Raw genomic sequence first — 15,110 nt, 5'->3', positions numbered from 1 at the left:
TCCTCGAAATTATTGATCCGGACTGTCGATGGTCAACTGCTGGGTCGCGGTGGTGCTGCTGGCCAGGGGTTGACTGCGGCCGATCCACTCGCCGGCAGTCGGTTGACCGGCCCGTGAGATGCGCGCAACCAGTTGGACTTCGGGAAAGTTGGACAGTTTCAACTGCGGCATCATCGCATCGGCATCGCCCAGTTCGACGGTCACCGGCAGGTCGGCCACGGTGACACGCTTGGCGGCCAATGGCGCTGGCGGGCCGGAAACGGCGCGGGCGAAGATGAATACGCTGTCAGTCGGCAGAGCGCGGGCTTTGACGTCGGCCGCCAGGTCCACGCGTACTTTCATCACGGCGGTCTTGGCAATTGGCGCGACGGCACCGCCGCCCTCTTTCAACTTCTCGGCCGCGCGGTCGATGCCGCCTTGCAGCGCTGAGCGGGAGTTGTCTTTCTCCGGCAACAAGGCCAACAGACGGTTCCAGTAGTCGATGGCTTCCTGGTAACGCTGCCCTTCAAAGGCGGCGATGCCCAACAGGCCAAGGCTGGTGACTTCCTTCGGGTCGAGTTTCAACGCTTCGTCAGTCAGGGCCTGAAGCTGCGGCGACCACTGCTTGTTGTTGGCAAAGTACTGCGCCTGGGCCCACTGCCCGAGCAACTCGGGCTGGCGACCGGCCAGGGCCACGGTGCGCTCGAAGACCTTGGCCGCGTCGGCCGAACGATCCTGGGCCATGTAGGCGCGACCCAGGAAGTACAAGCCTTCGGCAGAATCCGGTTGCGCCGCCGCAGCCCGTTCCAGGCGCTGGGTCATGTCGGCAAGGGAGACCGGCGGCTGGGCGAATTCGCGGGTCAGTTCAACCTTGTCGATGGCGCCGTAATGCAGGTACAGCCCCAGGCCCAACACCGGCACCAGCACGGCGGCCAGCAGTGGCAGCGGCTTGCCCAGGCGCGATTCGCGGGGCTTTTCCACGCCTTCGGTATCGGCCAGCAATTCACGGGCGGCTTCGGCGCGGCCGGTATCGAGTTGCGCCGCGTTGAGCACGCCTTCGCTTTGTTGGGTTTGCAGTTCAGCAACACGTTCCTGATACAGCGCGACGTTCAACGCGGTGCGGTCTTCTTCACGCTGGGCGCGACGTACGCGCAACACCGGGATCAACAGGAAACTCAAGGCAACCAGGAGCAGCAGGCCAGCTGCGAGCCAGAAATCAATCATCAGTTTTTTTGTCCAGCAGTTGGTCGAGGCGTTGGCGCTCTTGGGCAGATAGCGCATCAGAACCATCGGTAGGCGCCGCACGGCGACGGCGGACGATCACGGCCATGACCACCAGGCCACCCAGCAACAGGGCGGCGGGGCCAAACCAGAGCAAGGCGGTCTTGCTGGTCAGCGCCGGCTTGTAGCGGACAAAATCACCATAGCGATCGACCATGAAGTCGATGATCTGCTGATTGTCCTTGCCTTCGCCCAGCATGCGGAAAATCTCTTTGCGCAGGTCGGCGGCAATCGGTGCGTTGGAGTCGGCGATGTCCTGGTTCTGGCACTTGGGGCAGCGCAGTTCCTTGGTCAGCTCGCGGAAACGCTCACGGTCGCCATCGCGGGCAAACTCGTAGGTGTCGATGGCGGCATGGGCCACGCCCACCAGGCCCAGGGCCAGTACTGCGGCGGTCAACCAACGCTTCATGGCTTGGCCTCATCCACCAGGGCCTGGTACTTGGCCGCCAGTTGTTCGCGCCAGACCACTTCGTCGATCACCCCCACGAACTTGTCGCGGATCACGCCCTTGGCGTCGATAAAGAAGGTTTCCGGGGCACCGTAGACGCCGAGGTTCAGGCCCAGGTTGCCGTCTTCATCGCGCACGTCCAATTGGTACGGGTTGTGGAATTCCGCCAGCCACTTCAAGGCCGCTGCATTGTCGTCCTTGTAGTTGATGCCGTAGATCACCACGCCCTTCTCCGCCAGCTTGTTCAGCACCGGGTGTTCCACGCGGCAAGAGATGCACCAGGTGGCCCACACGTTGACCAGAGCCGGCTTGCCGATCAGGTCTGCCTGGGTCAGGGTTTTATCGCCCTGCACCGTAGGCAACGAGAACGCCGGGAACGGCTTGCCGATCATCGCCGACGGCAGCTCGGCCGGGTCCAGGTACAGGCCGCGATACAAAAACACCGCGACCAGCAGAAACAACGCCAGTGGCAATACCATCAACCAACGCTTCATACCGCAGCTCCCTGCATGCCGAGGGCTTCACGCACCCGGCTCTTGACCTTGACCCGGTAACGCCGGTCCATCGCTGCCAGCAAACCACCGAAGCCGGTCAGCAGGCCGCCGAACCAGATCCAGCGCACAAACGGCTTGACGTGGACCCGCACGGCCCAGGCGCCCTCGCCCAGGGGTTCGCCCAAGGCGACATACAGGTCACGGGTGAACCCGGCGTCGATCCCGGCTTCGGTCATCATCGAGCTCTGTACGGTGTACAGGCGTTTTTCCGGGTGCAGCACGGCGATTTGCTTGCCGTTGCGCAGCACACGCACGGTGCCTTTGTCGGAGGTGAAGTTCGGCCCTTCGAAGTGCTTGGCGCCTTCAAAGACGAACTGGTAGCCGGCCAGGTCCATGGACTCGCCAGGGGCCAGGCGCAGGTCGCGCTCGGCGCTGTTCTGGCTGGACAGCACCACGCCCAGGGCGCACACGGCGATGCCAATGTGCGCGATCTGCATGCCCCAGTAGCTGCGCGTCAGGGTGGGCAGGCCTTTGATCAGGCCCTTGTGCCGGGTCTTGTCGAAGATATCGCGCACGCCGGCCAGCAACACCCAGGCCGCGAGCATAAAGGTGGCGAGCACTGCCCAGTTGAAGTCGCCGTAGGCAATCCCGGCAACCACCGACAGTGCAGCACTGCCCAGCAGCACGGGGATCAACATGCCCAGCAGCCATTTGACCGGGGTGTCTTTCCAGCGCACCAGCACGCCGATGGCCATTACCACCATCAGCAGGCCCATCAACGGGATGAACAATGCGTTGAAGTACGGCGGGCCGACCGACAGCTTGGCGCCGGTCAGGGCATCGAGCACCAGCGGATACAAAGTGCCCAGCAGGATCATCGAGGCCGCAACGATCAGCACCAGGTTATTACCCAGCAGCAGGGTTTCCCGCGACCACAGGTTGAAGCCGACGTGGCTCTTGACCACCGGCGCGCGCAGGGCAAACAGAGTCAGCGAACTACCGACTACAAAGAGCAGGAAGATCAGGATGAACACACCGCGCTCAGGGTCGGCGGCGAACGCGTGCACCGAGGTCAGCACGCCGGAACGCACGAGGAACGTGCCCAGCAGGCTCAGGGAGAAGGCGGCAATGGCCAGCAACACGGTCCAGCTCTTGAACACGCCGCGTTTTTCGGTGACGGCCAGGGAGTGGATCAGCGCCGTGCCCACCAGCCAGGGCATGAAGGAGGCGTTTTCCACCGGGTCCCAGAACCACCAGCCGCCCCAGCCGAGTTCGTAATAGGCCCACCACGAGCCCAGGGTGATGCCGATGCCGAGGAAGGCCCAGGCGACGATGGTCCATGGCCGCGACCAGCGCGCCCAGGCGGCGTCGAGACGCCCGCCGAGCAAGGCGGCGATGGCAAAGGCGAAGGCCACGGAGAAGCCCACATAGCCCATGTACAGCATCGGCGGGTGGACGATCAGGCCGATATCCTGCAGCAACGGGTTGAGGTCGCGACCGTCCATGGGAATCTGCGGCAGGATCCGCTCGAACGGGTTGGAGGTCATGATCAGGAACAGCAAAAAGCCGATGCTGATCATGCCCATCACCGCCAGCACCCGCGCCAGCATGACTTGCGGCAACTGCCGGGAGAACACCGACACGGCAAAGGTCCAGCCGCCGAGGATCAGGGCCCACAACAGCAGGGAGCCTTCGTGGGCGCCCCACACGGCGCTGAACTTGTAGTACCAGGGCAAGGCGCTGTTGGAGTTGCTGGCCACATAGGCGACGGAAAAGTCGTCGGTCATAAACGCGTACGTCAGGCAACCGAAGGCGAACGCCAGGAACGCGAACTGGCCCCAGGCGGCGGGCTGCGCCAGGCTCATCCACAGCCGGTCGCCGCGCCAGGCGCCCAGCAGCGGGACGATGGCCTGGACGATGGCAAAGCACAGGGCGAGGATCATCGCCAATTGGCCCAACTCGGGAATAAACAATGTAGAGGTCATTGCTTAACCCTCCTTGGCTGGGGTGGGCGCGGATTGGCCGCTGTCTTTGAGGGCCTTGGTCACTTCCGGCGGCATGTATTTTTCATCGTGCTTGGCCAACACTTCATCGGCCACCACCACGCCCTGGGCGTTGATTTTGCCCAAGGCAACGATGCCCTGCCCTTCGCGGAACAGGTCCGGGAGGATGCCGCGGTAGGTGATGGTCACGGATTTGTTGAAGTCGGTAACCACGAAGGTCACGTCCAGGGAGTCGCCGGAACGCTTCAGGGAGCCGGCCTCGACCATGCCACCGGCACGGATCCGCGTGTCTTGCGGCGCTTCGCCATTGGCGATCTGGGTCGGGGTATAGAACAGGTTGATGTTCTGCTGCAGGGCACTCAAGGCCAGGCCTACGGCTAACCCGACGCCCACCAGGATGGCAAGGATGATCAACAGACGCTTTCTACGCAGCGGATTCACTTATCGGTCTCCCGGCGCAGACGACGCGCCTCTTGTTGCAGGTAACGCTTGCGGGCCAGGATCGGCGCAACAACGTTGAGGGCCAGGACTGCCAGGCTGATGCCATAGGCTGTCCAGACGTACAGGCCGTGGTGGCCCATGGCGAGAAAATCACTGAAAGAGGCGAAACTCATCCACGGGCTCCCAGGCTGTTTTGCACTTCGACCTTGACCCAACTGGCGCGGGCTTCACGCTTGAGCACTTCGAGGCGCATGCGCATCAGCAACACTGCGCCGAAGAAGCAGTAGAAGCCCAGGACCATCAGCAGCAGCGGCGCCCACATTTCCACGGGCATCGCCGGTTTTTCAGTGAGGGTGAAGGTGGCGCCCTGGTGCAGGGTGTTCCACCACTCCACCGAGTACTTGATGATCGGGATATTGATCACGCCGACAATCGCCAGCACCGCGCAGGCCTTGGCGGCGCTGTCACGATTGCTGATCGCGTTGCCCAGGGCAATCAGACCGAAGTACAGAAACAGCAGAATCAACATGGACGTTAGTCGCGCATCCCAGACCCACCACGAGCCCCAGGTCGGTTTGCCCCAGATTGCCCCGGTGAGCAGCGCCACCGCGGTCATCCACGCACCGATGGGCGCCGCGCATTGCAGGGCGACGTCGGCCAGCTTCATCTTCCACACCAGCCCGACAATGCCGCACACCGCGAGCATCACGTAGCAGGACTGGGCCAGCAGCGCGGCGGGCACGTGGATATAGATGATGCGAAAGCTGTTGCCCTGCTGGTAGTCCGGTGGTGCGAAGGCCAGGCCCCAGACCAGGCCGATACCGATCAGCAGGAAGGCGGCGACGGCGAGCCAGGGCAGCATTTTGCCGCTGATCCCGTAGAACCACTTGGGCGAGCCGAGCTTGTGAAACCAGGTCCAGTTCATTGCTGTTTCCATCACGGTTGCTTCTTGTCGTTGCAAGAAGCTTAGGGTCTTTACTGACGCAGTGAAAATACCGGGTCAGACCTCATTATTCGCCGACGCTGATCTTCAGGCCGGCCGCTATAGCAAAGGGTGTCAGGGTTACCGCCAGGGCGGTCAGGCTGCCAAGCCACAAGAGGTAACCGGTCGCCGGCATCCCCATGAGCGCGGCCTGCAAGGCGCCGCTGCCCAGGATCAATACCGGGATATACAAAGGTAGAATCAGCAAGGCCAGCAACAGCCCCCCACGTTTCAGGCCCACCGTCAGTGCTGCACCCACCGCCCCCAGCAGGCTCAGCACCGGGGTACCTAGCAACAACGAGGCCAGCAAGACGGGCAGGCATTCGGCGGGCAGGCCCAGCATCATCGCCAGCAGCGGTGCGAGCAGGACCAGTGCCAGGCCGGAGAAGGCCCAGTGTGCCAGTACCTTGGCCAGAACCAGAAGAGGCAGAGGGTGCGACGAAAGGACCCACTGTTCAAGGGAACCATCTTCGAAATCACTGCGAAACAGCCCGTCCAGCGAGAGCAGGACGGACAAAAGGGCCGCGACCCACACCAGTCCCGGAGACAAGGTTTGCAACAGTTTAGTCTCGGGACCGACCGCCAACGGGAACAACGCGATGACAATCGCGAAGAACACCAGCGGGTTGGCCAGTTCAGCCGGGCGGCGACACAGCAAACGGGCCTCGCGGGCGACCAACAGGGCAAATACACTCATACGGACCACCGTCCCAGGTCCAGGTCGCGGTAACCGGCAGGCATGCGGGTCAAGGTGTGGTGGGTAGTGAGGACCACCATGCCGCCTTGCTCGCAGTGCCGGGCCAGGTGTTCTTCGAGCTGCGCCACGCCCTGCTTGTCGAGGGCGGTGAAGGGTTCGTCGAGGATCCACAACGGCGGGCCCTCCAGGTACAGGCGGGCCAGGGCCACCCGGCGCTGCTGGCCGGCCGACAGGGTATGGCACGGCACATCTTCGAAGCCCTTGAGCCCGACGGCCGCCAGGGCCTGCCAGATGGATGCGCGCGGGGCCGGATGATGCAGGGCGCTGAGCCAACTGAGGTTCTCTTCGGCCGTCAGCACATCCTTGATCCCCGCAGCGTGGCCGATCCACACCAGATTGCGCGCCAGCTCCGTGCGTTGCTCTTGCAGCGGCTTGCCATTGAGGCGCACCTGGCCTGCCGTGGGCTGCATCAAACCGGCCAGCAGGCGCAGCAGGCTGGTCTTGCCACTGCCGTTGGGGCCGCTGATCTGCACCATGTCGCCCGCCGACAGCCGCAACTCGAGGTGTTCGAACAACATCCGCAGGTCTCGCTCACAGGCAAGCGCAACGGCTTCAAGTAGGGGGCTGGTCACAAGATCGCGGGCCTTTACGGTTCAAGTCGGCGGTGGAACGGCCGTTAAAGAGATGCACAATAACTGCATTGGCGGCCTGTTTTAGAGAGCTGGATCAATCAGTTGAGATGTTTTTGACCCGCTCTTTGAAGACGGGCGGCATTATACATGTGATGCCCTACTCTAAAGAGGGCAATTTCCTTGAGACGGCGGCCACGATGACCGGTGACATCAACCTTCCGACCCTGCCCCCTGCCCCGGCCTCCGGGCCCAGGCCTGCGCCTGCGGTGGGCGAACTGCTGAAACTGCTGGAGCCGCAGACTGGGTTGATCGACGCCGGCAAAACCGTGAACGCCGAGGTCCTGGCGCTCAAGCAAGGCGGTGAAGCCTTTCAGCTGTTGCTCAAGCTGACCCTTGAAGGTGGCCGGCAAACCCTGGTGCAGGCCGCGAGCAGCCAGCCACTGCCCCTGGGCAGCAACGTGGCGGTGAGCCAGACGGCATCGGGCGACCTGGCGATCAGCCTGCAGCAGGCCCTCAGCGCCAATGTCGCCGCCCTGACCCGCATCGACACCCACCAGTTGCCGGTGGGCACCTTGCTCCAGGCCAAGGTGCTGACCTCGCAGATGCTGCCCCAGGGCGCCGGGCAACCGGCGCTATACCGTTCGCTGGTGTCGGTGCTCAACAACGCCCTGAGCGGTACCACCCTGACCCTGGAAAGCCCGCAGCCGCTGCGCGTCGGTAGCTTGTTGAGTGCCGTGGTGCAGGGTGCGCAGACCCTGGATTTCGTGCCCCTGAGTGGGCTGCGCGATCAACTGGCGGTCAGCCAGCAACTGGCCGCCCAGCAAAGCCGCCAGGCCTCGCTGGAGGGCGTGTTCAATGCCCTGAAAAACCTGCCCGATGACACCTCCGCACAATTGCGCGCCGCCGTCGATCGCCTGCTGGCCGGGCTGCCGGATGTGGCGCAGGTCAGCAACCCCAGGGTGCTGGCACAACTGCTGCACAACAGCGGCGTGTTCCTTGAAGCCAAGCTGCTGGCCGGGCAAAACCCGCAAGTGCCACCGCTGGATATGAAGGGCAGCCTGCTGCGCCTGGTCAACGAATTGCTACCCGCCCTGCCCGCCAACACCAACCTCAATGCAATCCTGGCCGCCAATACCCTGGCGCAGATGCTACCCAGCTTTGTCCGCAGCCCGCTGGGTACCCTCGGCCAGGTGGGCGCCCGCAACGCGCCGGGCGGCTTCCCATTGCCGGAGCGCCTGCTGCAGCGCCTGGACGGTGAAAACAGCCTGGAAAACCTGCTGCGCCTGGCCGCCGGCGCCATCTCGCGCTTGCAGAGCCATCAACTGTCGAGCCTGGAACAGAGTGGCACCACCGCCGATGGCCGCCTGCAAACCACCTGGCAACTGGAAATCCCCATGCGCACCTTGCAAGACATCGTGCCGCTGCAGGTCAAGTTCCAGCGCGAAGAGCCGGCGCCGGACAAGGACGAGCCGGAACGCAAGATCGAACGCGACGCGAAGAAGATGCTGTGGCGCGTGGAACTGGCCTTCGACATGGAGCCCCTGGGCCCCTTGCAGGTCCAGGCACAATTGAGCCAGGGCAAACTGTCCAGCCAGCTATGGGCCACCCGCCCCTACACCGCCAGCCTGATCGAAAGCCACCTGGGCAGCCTGCGCGAGCGCCTGGTGTCGTCGGGCCTCAATGTCGGCGACCTCGACTGCCACCTCGGCACCCCGCCCCGCGGGCCAAAGACCGGGCTGGAACAACGCTGGGTGGATGAAACCGCATGAAAAACCCCAACCCACCACGCCAGGCCATCGCCCTCAAATACGACGGCAAAGCCGCCCCCGCCCTGACCGCCAAAGGCGACGACGCCCTGGCCGAAGCCATCCTGAAGTTGGCGCGCGAACATGAAGTCCCGATTTATGAAAATGCCGAGCTGGTGAAACTGCTGGCGCGCATGGAGTTGGGTGACAGCATTCCCGAAGAGCTGTACCGCACCATCGCCGAGATTATTGCGTTTGCCTGGACGCTCAAAGGCAAGTTCCCCGCGGGGTATGACCCGAATGCCGAGCCAATGGAGCGGGATGTGACGGCGCGCGGGGATGATTACTGACGTTTCGAGGATGCACACAGATCAAAAAATGTGGGAGCGGGCTTACCTGCGATGGCGGCGGGTCAGGCGGTACTGCCTTGGCTGACACACCGCTTTCGCGAGCAAGCCCGCTCCCACATGGGAATTGCGGCGGGTGCTGGAAGTGGGGGCGGTAAAAATAAGTGTGGGCTGGCTTGCCTGCTCCCACATTTGAATCAATAGCGTGTCAGCTTTTGTGCAACTCCCACATTGGAACTGCGGCGAGTGCTGGAAGTGGGGGCGACAAAAAACAAGTGTGGGAGCTGGCTTGCCTGCGATGGCGGTGGGTCAGTCGGTACAGCCTTGGCTGACACACCGCCATCGCGGGCAAGCCCGCTCCCACATTTGAATCAGTAGAGTGTCAGCTTTTGTGCAACTCCCACATTGGAACTGCGGCGAGTGCTGGAAGTGGGGGCGACAAAAAACAAGTGTGGGAGCTGGCTTGCCTGCGATGGCGGTGGGTCAGTCGGTACATGTATTGACTGACCCACCGCTTTCGCGAGCAAGCCTGCTCCTACATTTGAATCAGTACAGTGTCAGCTTTTGTGCAACTTGCTCATCAACTGTGCCTCGGCCTGGGTCAGGCCACAGGATTGGGTCAGTTCGTCCACCGTAGCGCCCATGCCCACCAGTTTTGCCGCCTGGGCAAAAGACAGGTTGGCCGGGTCGCGCTGTTCCAGTGCCGACAGTTTGTCGGGCAACGGGGCGAGGATGGCGCGCAGTTCGTGCACGTCCTCCCCTACCCGCACGGCGCTTTGCTGGTAGTTGTCCACGCGCTTGGCCATCTCGCGCAGGCGCTGGTCACGCACGGCGTCGCGCTCGGCCTGTTGCAAGGCCAATTCGCGTTGCTGGCGCATATGGCGCAGCAATACCACTACAGTCCCGATCCACAGCAGGGCCAGGACGATTACCGCTACCTCAAGCATCAATCAGATGTTCTCCAGGTCCGACCACTCTTCTTCGCTCATCATCTTGTCCAGCTCAACCAGGATCAGCAGCTCGCCGTTCTTGTTGCACACACCCTGGATGAACTTGGCCGATTCTTCGTTGCCGACATTCGGCGCGGTCTCGACTTCCGATTGGCGCAGGTAAACCACTTCGGCCACGCTGTCGACCATGATCCCGACCACTTGCTTGTCGGCTTCGATGATGACGATACGCGTGTTGTCGTTGACTTCAGTCGGCATCAGGCCAAAACGCTGGCGCGTGTCGATCACGGTCACCACGTTGCCGCGCAGGTTGATGATGCCCAGCACGTAGCTCGGCGCACCCGGCACTGGCGCGATTTCGGTGTAGCGCAGCACTTCCTGCACGCGCATCACGTTGATGCCGTAAGACTCGTTGTCCAGCTTGAAGGTTACCCATTGCAGAATCGGATCATCCAAACCCTGTGCGGACGCTGACTTATTCATACCCCTGACCCCTTCAAATACCGTTGATAACGGCGTGTGTTCTTCTTTGGCAGCACCGTGGTACTGCGCCTCTTATCAAGTACGTTTGTTACCTGGCAGATCTTTTACCGCGCCGCTGGCTATCAGCTCCGCCAATTCGGCGACATCCAGCAGCGCGCACATATGTTCGATCACGGTGCCCGCCAGCCATGGCCGCTGGCCACGGTGGCTGCGCCATTTGATTTCATTGGGGTCCAGGCGCAGCGAACGGCTGACCTGATGCACCGCCAGCCCCCATTCGTAGCCCTGCACCGAGATCACGTATTGCAGGCCCTGGCGGAAATCGTCGCGATAGCGGTCGGGCATCACCCAGCGCGCAGTATCCAGCACCTTGAGGTTGCCGGCCTGGCTCGGCAGGATCCCGAGGAACCACTCCGGCTGGCCAAACAACGGCGTCAATTCCTGGCCTTCCAGGGAGTAAATCGACCCCAGGCACACCAGCGGCACCGCCAGGGTCAACCCGGCCACATCGAACAGCAGGCATTCGAACGACTCGGCAGCCCACGCTGGCCGACCATCGGTTTCCACCGGTGGCGGCGTAATGCTCGGCGGTCGATGCACCTCGGCCACCGGCGGCACCAGCACCAGAGGTGCAGGCGTTTCCACGACCGCGACGGCGACAGGCACCGCCAACGCATCACGGGCCTGCTCTTCGAGGACCGCCAGTTGAAACTCATCCAGGCTGGCCTCAGCCTCGACCACAGGCACCGCCAGCACTTCATCCAGCACCAGGATCGGCTCGGGCAGCACTTCCTCGGTCGCATCCTGCAGCAGTGCGTCCAGGTAGGACTGCAGCGCCAGTTGCGGCCGGGTCTTGATATCGACAGGACGATTCATCTGTATGCCCACGCGCACGCACCGTTAACCGTGTATTCAAAGGTTATCGGCCTGCCCGCGCTCGGACTTGAATCAAAAGTCCGTGACATCAGGCAAAACCCATCGCGGGCAAGACTCGCTCCTACAGGGTTGTTCATTTCACGCCACCTGCGCCACAAGTTGCTGGGCCAGCAGATGCTTGAGCAAGGCGCGATACGCCAGCACGCCACGGCTTTTGCCATCGAATTGCGAGGGCGCGAGGCCGGCGCGGCTGGCGTCACGCAAGCGCGTGTCCACCGGGATATAGCCTTGCCAGATGGTCTCGGGGTAAGCATCGCGCAGTACGCGCAGGGTGCCGAGGGAGGCCTGGGTGCGACGGTCGAACAGGGTCGGCACGATGCTGAACGGCAACGCCTGTTTGCGCGAACGGTTGATCATCGCCAGGGTATTGACCATGCGCTCCAGGCCTTTGACCGCCAAGTGCTCGGTCTGCACCGGGATCACCAACTGCTGGCTGGCCGCCAGGGCATTGACCATCAGTACGCCGAGCAATGGCGGGCTGTCGATGATGGCGTAGTCGAAGTCCTGCCACAGTTGCGCCAGGCTCTTGGCGATCACCAGGCCCAGGCCGCTCTGCCCCGGCGACTGGCGCTCGAGGGTGGCCAGGGCGGTGCTGGAGGGCAACAGGGAAATCTTCTCGTTGCTGGTGGGCAGCAGCAGTTGCCCGGGCAAGCCTGCGGGGACGCTGCCCTTGTGCAGGAACAGGTCAAAGCAGCTGTGTTCCAGGGCATCGGGGTCGTAGCCGAAATAGCTGGTCATCGAGCCATGGGGATCCAGGTCGACAATGACCACGCGCTTGCCCGCCTCGGCCAGCAGGCCGGCTAAGGCGATGGAGGTGGTGGTCTTGCCGACCCCACCTTTTTGATTGGCAACTGCCCAGACTCTCATTCGGATTGTTCCTCCCGGCAGGCACTGGCTCGACCGAGAAATAGCACGAGGTTATAGAGCCGGTGACAGAGAATTGACGGCACTCTCACGAACCGGCGGCTTTACGGGCGTCGGTGCAGTTTGTGTGCCAGCCCGCTTCATTGCAGCATCAGGTTGTGCATTGGCCGCACCGGTGGCAGTCAGGCTGCGCCGCACATCGAGGTTGCGCGACACCACCAACACCACCCGCCGGTTGCGCGCGCGACCTTCGGCTGTCGCATTATTGGCCACCGGCTGGAATTCGCCGTACCCCACCGACGCCAGGCGCCCGGGGTTCACACCCTGCATAGCCAGCATGCGCACGATGCTCGCCGAGCGCGCCGACGACAGTTCCCAGTTGGTGGGAAATTGCGCGGTATGGATCGGCTGGTCATCGGTAAAGCCTTCGACGTGGATCGGGTTGTCGAAGGGTTTGAGGATGGCCGCCACCTTGTCGATGATGCTGAAGGCTATGTCGCTGGGGATGGCATCGGCGCTGGCGAACAGCAGGCTGGAGTTAAGCTCGATCTCCACCCACAACTCATTGCCACGAATGGTCATCTGGTTGGAGCTGATCAGGTCGCCAAACGCCGCGCTGATATCGTCGGCGATGCTCTTGAGCGGGTCGCTGCCGCCACTGATGCCGGCGTCAGTCTCGTCGCTGTCCTTGACCAGGGGTTTGGCCGGGGTGGTGGTCTTGGGCCGTTCGTCGCCAATGGGAATCGGTTTGAGGGCCCGGTCCGAATCGGTAAATACGCCTACCAGCGCTTCGGAGATAACCTTGTACTTGCCTTCGTTGATCGAGGAAATGGAGTACATCACCACAAAAAAGGCGAACAGCAAGGTGATGAAGTCGGCGTAGGACACCAGCCAGCGTTCATGATTGACGTGCTCTTCAGGCTCGCGGCGGCGACGGCTCACAGGCAATACCCCCCATCAATCCATGAAGCCCTGGAGCTTCAATTCAATGGAGCGCGGGTTCTCACCCTCGGCAATCGACAGGATGCCCTCCAGCAGCATTTCCCGGTAACGGGACTGGCGCATGGCAATGGATTTGAGCTTGCTGGCAATCGGCAGCAGCAACAGGTTGGCACTGGCCACGCCATAGATGGTGGCGACGAACGCCACGGCAATGCCGCTGCCCAGTTGCGAGGGGTCGGCCAGGTTGCCCATCACGTGGATCAAGCCCATCACCGCACCGATGATGCCGATGGTCGGCGCGTAGCCGCCCATGCTTTCAAAGACTTTGGCCGCGTTGATATCGCGGCTTTCCTGGGTGTAGAAGTCCACTTCGAGGATGCTGCGGATGGCTTCCGGCTCGGCGCCGTCCACCAGCAGTTGCAGGCCTTTGCGTGCGTAGCTGTCGGGTTCGGCATCGGCCACGCCTTCCAGGCCCAGCAGGCCCTCCTTGCGCGCGGTGAGGCTCCAGTTGACCACGCGGTCGATACCACCGGCCAGGTCCACACGTGGCGGGAAAATGATCCACACCAGGATCTGCATCGCCCGCTTGAATGAGCTCAGGGGCGACTGCAACAGCGCCGCGCCCACGGTGCCGCCGATCACGATCAGCGCCGCCGGACCGTTGGCCAGCGCGCCAAGATGGCCGCCTTCCAGGTAGTTGCCACCGATAATGGCGACAAACGCCAGAAGGATCCCAACCAGGCTCAACACATCCATCAGTGACAGGCCTCCACCAGGTGCTTGCCGATGTCATCCAGGCTGTAGACCGCGTCGGCCAGGTCGGCCTTGACGATAGCCATGGGCATGCCATAGATCACGCAACTGGCTTCGTCCTGGGCCCAGATCGAGCTACCGCCCTGCTTGAGCAAGCGCGCGCCTTCACGACCGTCGGCGCCCATACCGGTGAGGACCACCGCCAGAACTTTGTCACCGTAGGACTTGGCCGCCGAACCGAAGGTGATATCCACGCACGGCTTGTAGTTCAGGCGCTCGTCACCCGGCAGGATTTTCACCGCGCCGCGACCGTCGACCATCATTTGCTTGCCACCGGGAGCCAGCAACGCCAGGCCTGGGCGCAGGATGTCGCCGTCTTCGGCTTCCTTGACGCTGATGCGGCACAGCTTGTCCAGGCGCTCGGCAAAGGCCTTGGTGAACGCGGCGGGCATATGCTGGATCAACACGATCGGCGCAGGGAAGTTGGCCGGCAACTGGGTCAAGACGCGCTGCAAGGCCACCGGGCCGCCAGTGGACGTGCCAATGGCCACCAGCTTGTAGGCCTTGCGCTTGGGCGCGGGCGACGAGGCACTGGGCGCCGGCGCACGCGTCGGGGCCACGGCAGGCCGTGCCACAGGGGCAGGAGCCGGGCGCCCGAAACTGCTGCTGGTCGGTGCCGGCGCCGGTACCGGGGCGGGAGCCACCGGCGCGCGGAAGCTGCTGCGGTTGCTGCGCGAGATGCTGTGCACCTTCTCGCAGAGCATCTGCTTGACCTTTTCCGGATTGCGCGAGATGTCTTCGAAATTCTTCGGCAGAAAGTCCACGGCGCCAGCGTCCAGCGCGTCGAGGGTCACCCGGGCGCCTTCGTGGGTCAGCGACGAGAACATCAAGACCGGGGTCGGGCAACGCTGCATGATGTGGCGCACGGCGGTGATGCCATCCATCATCGGCATCTCGTAGTCCATGGTGATCACGTCCGGCTTCAATGCCAGGGCCTGATCAATCGCCTCTTTGCCATTGGTGGCCGTACCGACCACCTGGATGTTGGAATCCGCTGAAAGAATTTCCGAGACGCGGCGGCGGAAGAAACCCGAATCGTCCACCACCAGAACCTTGACTACCATAACCACTCC

General features: G+C 62.9%; 18 protein-coding genes. 2 read left to right on the top strand and 16 right to left on the bottom strand.

All coding sequences use genetic code 11. The features are described 5' to 3' along the window. Nucleotides 1–9: 9 nt before the first annotated feature. The 9 genes from ccmI to ccmA form a co-directional block, all read right to left on the bottom strand. Nucleotides 10–1,203, bottom strand: coding sequence for a c-type cytochrome biogenesis protein CcmI (gene ccmI / locus JFT44_RS26290; protein WP_057958961.1), 1,194 nt, complete (start codon nt 1,201–1,203; stop codon nt 10–12). Continuing rightward, nucleotides 1,196–1,669 carry a cytochrome c-type biogenesis protein gene (locus JFT44_RS26285; protein ID WP_057438827.1) on the bottom strand — a complete coding sequence of 158 codons (474 nt, stop codon included), beginning with the start codon at nt 1,667–1,669 and terminating at the stop codon, nt 1,196–1,198. Before JFT44_RS26285 ends, ccmI begins: the two co-directional genes overlap by 8 nt. Further along, nucleotides 1,666–2,202, bottom strand: a complete 537-nt coding sequence (locus JFT44_RS26280) for a DsbE family thiol:disulfide interchange protein (protein WP_029292599.1) — start codon at nt 2,200–2,202, stop codon at nt 1,666–1,668. Before JFT44_RS26280 ends, JFT44_RS26285 begins: the two co-directional genes overlap by 4 nt. Next, complete coding sequence (locus JFT44_RS26275) at nt 2,199–4,187, bottom strand: heme lyase CcmF/NrfE family subunit (RefSeq protein ID WP_057958960.1); 1,989 nt, start codon at nt 4,185–4,187, stop codon at nt 2,199–2,201. The genes JFT44_RS26280 and JFT44_RS26275 overlap by 4 nt, the downstream gene beginning before the upstream one ends. A gap of 3 nt (nt 4,188–4,190) precedes the next feature. After that, complete coding sequence (gene ccmE / locus JFT44_RS26270; protein WP_057958959.1) at nt 4,191–4,646, bottom strand: cytochrome c maturation protein CcmE; 456 nt, start codon at nt 4,644–4,646, stop codon at nt 4,191–4,193. Continuing rightward, the gene (gene ccmD / locus JFT44_RS26265; RefSeq protein WP_029292593.1) at nt 4,643–4,819 is read right to left on the bottom strand and encodes a heme exporter protein CcmD; all 177 of its coding nucleotides are present in this window, start codon (nt 4,817–4,819) and stop codon (nt 4,643–4,645) included. Before ccmD ends, ccmE begins: the two co-directional genes overlap by 4 nt. Beyond that, the gene (locus tag JFT44_RS26260; RefSeq protein ID WP_057958958.1) at nt 4,816–5,571 is read right to left on the bottom strand and encodes a heme ABC transporter permease; all 756 of its coding nucleotides are present in this window, start codon (nt 5,569–5,571) and stop codon (nt 4,816–4,818) included. Before JFT44_RS26260 ends, ccmD begins: the two co-directional genes overlap by 4 nt. Before the next feature lie 85 nt (nt 5,572–5,656). Continuing rightward, nucleotides 5,657–6,325: a heme exporter protein CcmB gene (gene ccmB / locus JFT44_RS26255; protein ID WP_032859085.1), complete on the bottom strand. Its 669-nt coding sequence runs from the start codon at nt 6,323–6,325 to the stop codon at nt 5,657–5,659. Further along, entirely contained in the window at nt 6,322–6,957 is a 636-nt protein-coding gene (ccmA, locus tag JFT44_RS26250) for a cytochrome c biogenesis heme-transporting ATPase CcmA (protein ID WP_115127672.1), read from the bottom strand. Before ccmA ends, ccmB begins: the two co-directional genes overlap by 4 nt. Before the next feature lie 197 nt (nt 6,958–7,154). On the opposite strand from ccmA, the gene JFT44_RS26245 reads away from it, so the two are divergent. Beyond that, nucleotides 7,155–8,726, top strand: a complete 1,572-nt coding sequence (locus tag JFT44_RS26245) for a flagellar hook-length control protein FliK (protein ID WP_120732252.1) — start codon at nt 7,155–7,157, stop codon at nt 8,724–8,726. Further along, the gene (locus tag JFT44_RS26240) at nt 8,723–9,052 is read left to right on the top strand and encodes an EscU/YscU/HrcU family type III secretion system export apparatus switch protein (protein WP_057438823.1); all 330 of its coding nucleotides are present in this window, start codon (nt 8,723–8,725) and stop codon (nt 9,050–9,052) included. Before JFT44_RS26245 ends, JFT44_RS26240 begins: the two co-directional genes overlap by 4 nt. A gap of 554 nt (nt 9,053–9,606) precedes the next feature. Here the strand turns inward: JFT44_RS26240 and JFT44_RS26235 are convergent. From JFT44_RS26235 to JFT44_RS26205, 7 genes are all read right to left on the bottom strand, one after another. Further along, entirely contained in the window at nt 9,607–9,999 is a 393-nt protein-coding gene (locus JFT44_RS26235; RefSeq protein ID WP_057960232.1) for a DUF2802 domain-containing protein, read from the bottom strand. Beyond that, nucleotides 10,000–10,482, bottom strand: coding sequence for a chemotaxis protein CheW (locus JFT44_RS26230; protein ID WP_032859076.1), 483 nt, complete (start codon nt 10,480–10,482; stop codon nt 10,000–10,002). Between the two features lie 75 nt (nt 10,483–10,557). Continuing rightward, complete coding sequence (locus JFT44_RS26225; protein WP_057960233.1) at nt 10,558–11,358, bottom strand: CheW domain-containing protein; 801 nt, start codon at nt 11,356–11,358, stop codon at nt 10,558–10,560. A 138-nt stretch (nt 11,359–11,496) separates the two neighbouring features. Continuing rightward, complete coding sequence (locus JFT44_RS26220; RefSeq protein WP_057438820.1) at nt 11,497–12,285, bottom strand: ParA family protein; 789 nt, start codon at nt 12,283–12,285, stop codon at nt 11,497–11,499. A 51-nt stretch (nt 12,286–12,336) separates the two neighbouring features. Next, on the bottom strand, nt 12,337–13,224 hold the full coding sequence (gene motD / locus JFT44_RS26215; protein ID WP_057438819.1) for a flagellar motor protein MotD: 888 nt from the start codon (nt 13,222–13,224) through the stop codon (nt 12,337–12,339). Between the two features lie 15 nt (nt 13,225–13,239). Further along, nucleotides 13,240–13,980 (bottom strand): flagellar motor protein, encoded by a 741-nt coding sequence (locus JFT44_RS26210; RefSeq protein WP_029292570.1) that lies wholly within the window; start codon nt 13,978–13,980, stop codon nt 13,240–13,242. Continuing rightward, nucleotides 13,980–15,101, bottom strand: a complete 1,122-nt coding sequence (locus JFT44_RS26205) for a chemotaxis response regulator protein-glutamate methylesterase (protein ID WP_057438818.1) — start codon at nt 15,099–15,101, stop codon at nt 13,980–13,982. Before JFT44_RS26205 ends, JFT44_RS26210 begins: the two co-directional genes overlap by 1 nt. Nucleotides 15,102–15,110 lie beyond the last annotated feature (9 nt).

Origin of the sequence: Pseudomonas sp. MF5691 (genome assembly GCF_016405645.1) — a bacterium.
GTDB lineage: Bacteria > Pseudomonadota > Gammaproteobacteria > Pseudomonadales > Pseudomonadaceae > Aquipseudomonas > Aquipseudomonas shahriarae.
This window is presented reverse-complemented; position numbering and strand designations above follow the sequence as displayed.

Bases quoted from the DNA above. Each gene is read 5' to 3' on its own strand.
- ccmB (WP_032859085.1), bottom strand. From the start codon at position 6,325: ATGAGTGTATTTGCCCTGTTGGTCGCCCGCGAGGCCCGTTTGCTGTGT.
- JFT44_RS26260 (WP_057958958.1), bottom strand. From the start codon at position 5,571: ATGAACTGGACCTGGTTTCACAAGCTCGGCTCGCCCAAGTGGTTCTAC.
- ccmD (WP_029292593.1), bottom strand. From the start codon at position 4,819: ATGAGTTTCGCCTCTTTCAGTGATTTTCTCGCCATGGGCCACCACGGC.
- JFT44_RS26220 (WP_057438820.1), bottom strand. From the start codon at position 12,285: ATGAGAGTCTGGGCAGTTGCCAATCAAAAAGGTGGGGTCGGCAAGACC.
- JFT44_RS26285 (WP_057438827.1), bottom strand. From the start codon at position 1,669: ATGAAGCGTTGGTTGACCGCCGCAGTACTGGCCCTGGGCCTGGTGGGC.
- JFT44_RS26225 (WP_057960233.1), bottom strand. From the start codon at position 11,358: ATGAATCGTCCTGTCGATATCAAGACCCGGCCGCAACTGGCGCTGCAG.
- JFT44_RS26240 (WP_057438823.1), top strand. From the start codon at position 8,723: ATGAAAAACCCCAACCCACCACGCCAGGCCATCGCCCTCAAATACGAC.
- JFT44_RS26205 (WP_057438818.1), bottom strand. From the start codon at position 15,101: ATGGTAGTCAAGGTTCTGGTGGTGGACGATTCGGGTTTCTTCCGCCGC.
- ccmI (WP_057958961.1), bottom strand. From the start codon at position 1,203: ATGATTGATTTCTGGCTCGCAGCTGGCCTGCTGCTCCTGGTTGCCTTG.
- JFT44_RS26245 (WP_120732252.1), top strand. From the start codon at position 7,155: ATGACCGGTGACATCAACCTTCCGACCCTGCCCCCTGCCCCGGCCTCC.
- JFT44_RS26280 (WP_029292599.1), bottom strand. From the start codon at position 2,202: ATGAAGCGTTGGTTGATGGTATTGCCACTGGCGTTGTTTCTGCTGGTC.
- JFT44_RS26230 (WP_032859076.1), bottom strand. From the start codon at position 10,482: ATGAATAAGTCAGCGTCCGCACAGGGTTTGGATGATCCGATTCTGCAA.
- JFT44_RS26210 (WP_029292570.1), bottom strand. From the start codon at position 13,980: ATGGATGTGTTGAGCCTGGTTGGGATCCTTCTGGCGTTTGTCGCCATT.
- JFT44_RS26275 (WP_057958960.1), bottom strand. From the start codon at position 4,187: ATGACCTCTACATTGTTTATTCCCGAGTTGGGCCAATTGGCGATGATC.